The sequence below is a fragment of the Caballeronia sp. BR00000012568055 genome (assembly GCF_029439455.1).
Lineage (GTDB): Bacteria > Pseudomonadota > Gammaproteobacteria > Burkholderiales > Burkholderiaceae > Caballeronia.
Genome location: NZ_JAQFVG010000102.1, coordinates 2,478 through 10,459, shown reverse-complemented (window position 1 = coordinate 10,459; position 7,982 = coordinate 2,478). Strand labels below are relative to the sequence as shown.

Here is a 7,982-nt window from a genome sequence, read left to right as displayed (position 1 = left end):
CGAAAGCGATGATCGCATCGAACGTCTCACGCGACGGCAAATAGCCAGTGGGATTGTGCGGCGCGCACAGGACAATCGCTCGTGTCTGCGGTGTAAGCAGCGCGTCGAGTTCGTCCGGATCGACCGCCCAGCCATTCGCCTCCCGAGCAATCCACGGCGACACCTTCACGCCCATTGCCTGCGCCACAGAATAATGCGATTGATAGCCCGGCTGATGCACGATCATATGATCGCCACGCACGAGCATTGAATTCATAAAGGAAAAGATCGCTTCCTGCGCGCCCGTATGAACGATGATTTGATCTGCATCGATATGCTCGTAAAGCCGCATGATTTCGCGGCGCAACGCGGGATCGCCGGGGTATTCGGTGTAGCCGAGCCATGTATCCTGCAAGCCTTGCGGCGCGTCGGATTCCAACGCAAGCAATTCACCGATCGACATCGACTCAGGATCGGAACTGCACAGCAAATGACGCGCAGTAAATTCGTGCTGCGCAAAGTAGCGTTCCAGCTTGAAGGGAATGGGTTGCATGATGTCAGGCTGCTCGTAGTCAAGGAAGGCCTTAGTCTGCGCGTATCCTATACATTCAAAAAGCTAAACTTTCTAATTTTTAATAAGGAACGCTAATGCTCGACTACGCCCTGCTCGATGCACTGCTCGCGGTCGTGCGTACCGGCTCATTCGACCGCGCGGCGGGCGAATTGAGCGTCACGCCTTCAGCGGTGTCGCAACGCGTAAAGCTGCTTGAAGAGCGCGTCGGAAGTCTGCTCGTGAGACGTGGCCAGCCATGCGAAGCAACCGCCTCCGGTGCGCTGCTATGCCGCCACACCGAACGCGTGCAATTGCTCGAAGCCGAACTGGGCGGACGCATGCCTGCGTTGCCCGGCGTGCCTGCGGAAAACCGCGCGAAGCTGCGAATTGCGGTAAATGACGACAGCATGAGTACGTGGTTCGTCGATGCTGCCGCGCAGTTCTGTATCGAACGTGGTGTATTGCTGGATCTCGTTATCGACGATCAGGACCACACCGCGCAAAGAATTCGGAATGGCGACGTGCAAGGCGCGGTGACCACGCAGGCCGAACCAGTGCCGGGTTGGCGCGCCGTGAAGCTGGGACGCATGCGCTATCGGGCAGTTTGCTCACCTGACTATTTTTCGCGATATTTTGCCGATGGACTGACTCGCGACGCGCTAAGACGAGCGCCATGCGTGAATTTCAACGATAAGGACGAAATGCAAAGGCGCTTCATACGGCGCCTTAGCCGAATCGACATCAATCCTCCCGCGCATATCATCGCGCACGGTGCGGGTTTCGTGCGCGCATGCACGACGGGGCTAGCGTGGGGAATGTGCCCGCAAGCGTTGGTCGAGGCAGACTTAAAGCGCGGCGCGCTGGTGGACATTTCGCCAGGCGCACGCATGGACGTCGATCTTTATTGGCAAAACTGGCGCCTCGCCATCGGCTGGCTGGACGATTTCAGCGCGGTGTTGCGCGCCCGCGCCAAAGCCTTGCTCGATTGAATCAACGCGATTCGATTTCGATTGAATCGACGCGATCGGGATAAAACGCCACGTGCTCCTTAATTTCGGTTACGGCATCGTATGGCGCTTCATAGGTCCACACTGCATTGATTGCTTTGTCGCCACCCGCAGGAATGCTGTAATAGCTGCATTCGCCTTTGTAAGGACAGTACGTGCTATGCGAAGTACGTTCTAGCAAAGACATATCGACGTCTTTGCGCGGTATGTATAGCACTTCGGGGTACGAGGCTTCGCGCAAGGCAAGTGCGTCGGTGCTATCGGCAATCACGCGTCCGCCTGCCATGACGATGATATGCGACGCGCTACGGCTTACGGTAATCGGGTGATCGGGGCCGGGAATTTTGACGGTGCGTTCCATGTTTTCGTGTCCTGCTAAAGAACGAAGAAAGCCTAGCTTAGCGCCCTTCTCTCCGAAACGCACAAATGACAAAGCGTGGCATCGGTAAGGACCGCCACGCTTTAAGATGCTTGAGCGAATTAATGGCCGAAATACGTCGGCTTGGTGCCGTCGTTGTTCATTGGCGCCATGCCGCGCATGCCGGATGCCGAGGTTCCGTTCGCCATGCCGCCATAAGCGTCATTGCTTTGCATTGCACCATTCTGGCGCGAAGCACGTGCCTCGGCAGCCTGGACATCGGCCGGATACGTTGTCTGGTCATTAACCGCCGGGTTATAGGCCGCCGCCTCGACATTACGCAGATCTTGTTTGACCTCGCCGCGCGTCATGCCTTGATCCGATTGCATGGTTTGCGCGAAAGTAAGCGCTGGTGGCACCAGTACGGCAGCAGCGGCCACGGCTTTAATCAATGACTTCATGGTTGACCTCCGGATTAAGTGGTAGCGCATTACTTCTGCGCCTGCTTACTCCAGAGCATCGGCTGTGCCCGACGTTGATCAAATTGCTAAAGCCGCTTTAATCGGCTTTGCTTTCGATCAGCCTGACGAGAACGTGCAACATGCGATTCGCAGGCGTCGGCACGCCTAGCGCTTCGCCTCGTCGCACAATCAAACCGTTTAAATGATCGATTTCGCTGCGCTTCCCACGCATCAAATCCTGAGCTGTCGATGAAAACTGATTCGGCATGCTTTCCGCGATACGTCTCACCGCGGCATCGACATCGCCGGGAATGGTGACGCCGTCGGCCTTGGCCACTGCGAGACATTCATCGACGACATCGCGCATGGCACGCGTCACGCCTTCGCCTTGCACGAGCTTTCCATATGGCAAGCGCGACAGCGCCGACAGCGCGTTGTAAGCGCAATTTAAAACCAGCTTGGCCCACAATGCGCCGCGCACATTGTCGGAGATTTCCGTTGGCACGCCGGCTTGCGCGAATACGCGTGCAAGTTCTTCGCTTACGCTCGAAGGCTCGATTACCAATTCGCCTCGACCGTGATGCCGGATATGCCCCGGCCCTGCCATTTCGGACGCTACATAAACAACCGCAGCGGCCGTTTCCTGCGGAAGAAGCTCGCGCACGCGCTCCGCGTTTTCTACGCCATTCTGCAGGCAAAGAATTAGCGCATCAGCTTCAAGATGAGGTGCAAGCGCTTGCGCGGCGTGATCGGTATCGGGCGATTTCACGCAAAACAGCACGAGCTTTGCGCCTTTGACCGCGTCCGGTTCGGTGCTCGCGTCAAGGCGGACTTGTTCATCGAACGTTTGCGTGTCGAGGCGCAGGCCGTTGTGCCGAATGGCATCGACATGGTGCGGCCGCGCAATCAGCACAACGTCGTGACCCGCCCGCGCGAGCATGCCGCCGTAATAGCAGCCCACCGCGCCCGCACCCATGACGGCAACTTTCATCTCCAGCTCTCCTTGTCGTTTGGCTCGATAAATCAGGATCGAAACGGTAACACATGCCGATATAGCACTTCACCGCACGATGCTTCGCATAACGCATCGAGGGGACGTCAAGCACTGAATTCGCGCAAACGCTTGCGCGTCTTAATCGTGTTGTGTGACCACAAAACTTTGTGTGCGGACGCACCATAGTCGGACGATTTAGCGGTGAACCATATTGTTAAATCGTGCCAGTGAGATACGCTTGCCCTGGCGGATCGACGATGCTTTTCGAACAAGACAAGACCGCTATGGGGTAAGTGCAAGGCGATGCTAAAAGCCGCTTTTTTCCGTATTGGAATAGACAGCGGGAGACCATGACGACTGGCGCGCCCAGACGCCGGAAATGTAGTCAAGAAGCAGGCAAAAAACGGCGACCGTTCTTAGCGGAATGGCTTAGAGCCGATGCGTGGGCGTTTTCACGAGAACAAAAAAATGAACCATGGATATGAAACATCGCTCGTCAAGCGCGTAGTGAATCAGCTTGTCGCGAGCATCGTCAGCGGAGAGTATCAAGACAACATCCTGCCGCCGCAAGTGATTCTCTCGAAGAAGCATGGCGTGTCACGCACCATCATGCGCGAGGCGCTAAGCGTGTTGATCTCGCGCCGCATGCTGGACGTGCGGCCCAAGACCGGGACGCGTATCAGGCCGGCTCGCGAATGGCTGGTAATCGACTCGGAAGTCGCCGAATGGCGGCTGCGCGCAGGACTCGATTCGGAATATATCGCGCGATTGCTCGAGTTTCGCGCACTGGTCGATCCGCCCGCTGCCGCGCTCGCCGCCACGCGTGCGAATCGTCATCAGCGCATCGCCATCAATGCGGCGTTTCAGCGGCTCGTCCATACGAGTCCTTCCGAAGCCACGCAGGCAAGCGCAGAAGAAGCGCTTCAGGAAGCCATTATCGATGCCAGTGGCGATGAATTGCTGCGTCAGATGGGCAGCGTCGTGCGCATAGGCATTCGCTCGATGAAGGCGACTTTGCGCGCGCAGCCGCAAACCCTGCCGCGCGCGACCGAAGCGGAACTGGCTGAATATGGCCGCGTCGTACGCGCCATCGACACGGCCGACGGTGACGGCGCACGAGCCGCCATGCAGCAGGTGATCGCACGCACGACATCGATCTGGGTCGAAGAAGCCGTTTAAGCACCGCCGCAAGGCCCGTATTTTGCGCACAAGATTGCCCTCGCATGCCGCGCTCTCGTGACTACAATGATTGAACACCCACGGAGCGCGGGTTAGTGCACATACGGAGGCAACAATGGCGGAACTCGATAAAGAGAAGGTCGTCGGCGTGCTCAACCAGATACTCGAATCCGAGTTGGCGGGCGTCGTGCGTTACACGCATTATTCGTTTCTTGTGTTCGGCTTTGGCCGAATTCCAATCGTTTCGTGGCTACGCGCACAGGCCGACGAGTCGTTACAGCACGCGCATCTTGCGGGCGAGTGGATTACGACCTTAGGGGCTTATCCGTCGCTGGAAATCGGCCCTTTGCTCGATAATCACAGCTTCGATATCGCAACCATTTTGCGTGAATCGCTGCAAGCCGAAAATGTCGCTTTAGGGCTTTATCGCGAGTTGCTCAAGCATGTCGAGGATCGCTCGGTTGCTTTAGAGGAATACGCGCGGCAAATGATCCATACCGAGGAAATGCACGCGGGCGAAGTGGACAAGATGCTGCGTCGCCCCGGTGAGGTGGATACATCGCCGGAGCGGCGGACGGGACATAGCTAAGAAAGCTAAGAACAAAAGCGCTGGCTGCATAACGCAACCAGCGCTTTACACGCTAAAGGCCTAAAGCTTACTTAGGCTGCGCCACCGTGCGCAGATAAGGCTTGAGTGTCTTGAAGCCTTCTGGATATTTCTTCTTTGCATCTTCATCCGACACAGACGTCGGAATAATTACGTCCTCACCCGGTTTCCAATTCACGGGCGTAGCGACCGTATGCTTTGCGTTCAATTGCAGGGCATCGAGCAGACGCAGCACTTCGTCGAAATTACGGCCCGCGCTCATCGGATACGTGAACGTAGCCTTTACCTTCTTGTCCGGTCCGATCAGGAACACTGCGCGAATGGTTGCGTTGTCGTTTGCGGTGCGCGGGCTGCCGCCGCTCGCATTCGGATGGATCATGTCGTAAAGCTTGGCGACATTGAGGTCCGCGTCGCCGATCATCGGATAGTTGACGGCCGTGCCTTGCGTTTCCTCGATGTCCTTGGCCCATTGCGAGTGATTCGTGACCGGATCGATGGACAGTCCGATGACCTTGGTATTGCGCTTGTCGAATTCGGGCTTGAGCTTGGCCATGTAGCCGAGTTCGGTGGTGCAGACCGGTGTGAAGTCCTTCGGATGCGAGAACAGAATCGCCCAGTGGTCACCAATCCATTCATGAAAACGAATGGTGCCCTGAGTGGTTTCCGCGGTGAAATCGGGGGCTTCATCACCAATACGAATAGACATATTTATCTCCACGTTAAGAAATGGCCGGTGAACGTTTCCTGCTGAAACGGATGCCGGATAAGTAATTTGCAGCCTGGCGCTTAGCGATTATAGTGCCGCGCCCTTGAGGCATGGCACGGTTCGTGACGGCCTAAGAGCAGCATATCCAATCATCATGCAGTTCCTACGCCCAAGGAGCGGCATGTTTCCTGCTCACCGCGACTGTTGCTGGCTCACAGTCTGTTGATCCAAACAACATTGTCGAATTCCCCAGAAAAACTTGCTATTCAGAAAAGGCATAAGCTTAGAACCCATTTAGATAGCAATCAGAACCCCATCAGACGACGCATTCGTCACGCGTGCTCAGGCATAAGCATAAGCGCGACTTCGTTGCCGTCGAACAGGAGGCGATCGTGACCGTCTTGCAGAGAAAAACCATCGATGCGCTGCAGAGCGAAGCTGCGCAGACCGAAGAAGATCTACAGGAACACGAGGGCGGCCATACGCTCACCCGTTCTCTCACCGCACTCGATGTCACTATGCTTGGCATCGGTTGCATTATCGGTGCAGGGATCTTTGTTTTGACGGGCCACGCCGCAGCAACCAATGCTGGCCCCGCCATCACCATTTCCTTCGTTCTCGGCGCAATCGTGTGCGCGCTCGCGGGGCTCTGTTATGCCGAAATGGCATCCACGGTTCCGGTTTCCGGCAGCGCCTACACGTATGCGTACGCGACCATGGGTGAACTCATTGCGTGGCTGATCGGCTGGGATTTGATCCTTGAGTATGCGGTAGGTGCAACGACTGTGGCGATCGGCTGGTCGGGCTACGTGGTCAGCTTCCTTCATTCGATACATATCGACATACCCGCCGCTTTAGCGCAGTCGCCGCTTGCCTACGATCCCGCTAAAGGCTGGAGTCATGCGGGCGGCATTCTCAACGTGCCTGCAATGGTGATTGTGGGTCTCATCACCATCCTGCTGGTCCTTGGCATTCGTGAATCCGCACGCGTGAACAGCTTTATCGTCATCATCAAAGTCTTTATCGTGTTGGCATTTATCGTGGCGGGTATTGCTTATGTGGACACGAGCCATTGGGTCACCGCGAAAAATCCAACCGGCGCGTTTTTGCCGCCAAACACCGGAGAATCCGGAGTGTTTGGCATGAGCGGCGTCCTACGCGGCGCGGCCGTGGTGTTCTTCGCGTATATCGGTTTTGATTCGGTGTCCTGCGTGGCGCAGGAAACACGCAACCCTACGCGCGATATGCCGATCGGTTTGCTCGGCTCGCTGACCATCTGCACCATTCTTTATGTGCTCGTGTCCTATGTGCTGACGGGTATCGTGCCTTATGACAAACTCAATGTAGCGGACCCGATCGCCGTGGGTGTCGATGCTATTGGCATGCGCTGGCTTTCGCCTATCGTCAAGCTAGGCGCAATTTTCGGTTTGACATCGGTGATTCTCGTATTGCTGCTTAGCCAGCCGCGCATTTTTTATTCGATGGCCAAAGACGGATTGCTGCCGCCGTTCGCCTCTAAAATTCATCCACGCTTTAAGACGCCGCATATCACAACGCTGTTCACCGGCCTGGTCGTGATGATTCTCGCAGGTCTCCTGCCGATCGGCCTTGTCGGTGAATTGGTAAGTATCGGGACATTGTTTGCGTTCGCGGTAGTGTCGATCGGCGTGGTGGTGTTGCGGATCACGCAGCCGGAACTCAAGCGTGCGTTCAAGACACCGGCGGTTTATATCGTCGGACCGCTCGGTGCCCTCTCCTCCATTTTTCTCATGACGGGCTTGCCCGCCGATACCTGGATTCGACTGGTCGTGTGGATGGCGATCGGTATCGCCATTTATTTTGGCTACGGCATCCGGCACAGCAGACTGCGCGCTAAAGCCGACGCGCCCTCGGGTCAAGCGGCGCGCGGCTAGCAAATCTTAAGAGCGGCTTGATTGACCTTAGCTTGATTGACCTTAATCAGCCGCTCGCTTCGATTCATGTTCGCGCGCTTCCTCCGGGCTTTCGTAAATATAGGGAGCAACGCCACGCTCCTTGAGCGCATCGCCTAATTTCATGCGCAGAAAACTGCTTGTGGTATAGCGCGTGACCCCGTCGTAATGATCATGAACGAGACGGGTGACCATCTCTGAGTAGGC

Annotated in this window: 10 protein-coding genes; 4 read left to right on the top strand and 6 right to left on the bottom strand. The window is 56.4% G+C overall.

Annotation, left to right across the window (positions count from 1 at the left end; genetic code table 11):
* Positions 1-532 (bottom strand): aminotransferase class I/II-fold pyridoxal phosphate-dependent enzyme (locus P7F28_RS06285; protein ID WP_277183630.1); only part of this gene is annotated, 532 nt, incomplete at its 3' end.
* Positions 533-627: 95 nt separating this feature from the next.
* Between P7F28_RS06285 and P7F28_RS06280 the strand changes: the two genes are divergently transcribed.
* Positions 628-1,521: a LysR family transcriptional regulator ArgP gene (locus tag P7F28_RS06280; RefSeq protein WP_277183629.1), complete on the top strand. Its 894-nt coding sequence runs from the start codon at positions 628-630 to the stop codon at positions 1,519-1,521.
* Between the two features lies 1 nt (position 1,522).
* Here the strand turns inward: P7F28_RS06280 and P7F28_RS06275 are convergent, their stop codons facing one another.
* From P7F28_RS06275 to P7F28_RS06265, 3 genes are all read right to left on the bottom strand, one after another.
* Positions 1,523-1,900: a DUF427 domain-containing protein gene (locus P7F28_RS06275; protein ID WP_277183628.1), complete on the bottom strand. Its 378-nt coding sequence runs from the start codon at positions 1,898-1,900 to the stop codon at positions 1,523-1,525.
* 119 nt (positions 1,901-2,019) lie between these two features.
* Positions 2,020-2,358 (bottom strand): DUF4148 domain-containing protein, encoded by a 339-nt coding sequence (locus tag P7F28_RS06270; RefSeq protein WP_277183627.1) that lies wholly within the window; start codon positions 2,356-2,358, stop codon positions 2,020-2,022.
* A gap of 97 nt (positions 2,359-2,455) precedes the next feature.
* Entirely contained in the window at positions 2,456-3,349 is an 894-nt protein-coding gene (locus P7F28_RS06265; protein ID WP_277183626.1) for a ketopantoate reductase family protein, read from the bottom strand.
* 471 nt (positions 3,350-3,820) lie between these two features.
* Between P7F28_RS06265 and P7F28_RS06260 the strand changes: the two genes are divergently transcribed.
* Together P7F28_RS06260 and P7F28_RS06255 are read left to right on the top strand one after the other, a co-directional pair.
* Complete coding sequence (locus tag P7F28_RS06260) at positions 3,821-4,531, top strand: FadR/GntR family transcriptional regulator (protein WP_277183625.1); 711 nt, start codon at positions 3,821-3,823, stop codon at positions 4,529-4,531.
* Positions 4,532-4,646: 115 nt separating this feature from the next.
* On the top strand, positions 4,647-5,120 hold the full coding sequence (locus tag P7F28_RS06255; protein ID WP_277183624.1) for a bacterioferritin: 474 nt from the start codon (positions 4,647-4,649) through the stop codon (positions 5,118-5,120).
* Positions 5,121-5,187: 67 nt separating this feature from the next.
* Here P7F28_RS06255 and P7F28_RS06250 read toward each other — a convergent pair whose 3' ends face one another.
* Positions 5,188-5,844 carry a peroxiredoxin gene (locus tag P7F28_RS06250; RefSeq protein WP_277183623.1) on the bottom strand — a complete coding sequence of 219 codons (657 nt, stop codon included), beginning with the start codon at positions 5,842-5,844 and terminating at the stop codon, positions 5,188-5,190.
* A gap of 392 nt (positions 5,845-6,236) precedes the next feature.
* On the opposite strand from P7F28_RS06250, the gene P7F28_RS06245 reads away from it, so the two are divergent.
* Positions 6,237-7,757: an amino acid permease gene (locus P7F28_RS06245; RefSeq protein ID WP_277183622.1), complete on the top strand. Its 1,521-nt coding sequence runs from the start codon at positions 6,237-6,239 to the stop codon at positions 7,755-7,757.
* Between the two features lie 42 nt (positions 7,758-7,799).
* Here the strand turns inward: P7F28_RS06245 and P7F28_RS06240 are convergent.
* Positions 7,800-7,982, bottom strand: a 183-nt coding sequence (locus tag P7F28_RS06240; protein ID WP_277183621.1) for a hypothetical protein, incomplete at its 5' end; no start/stop codon positions are given.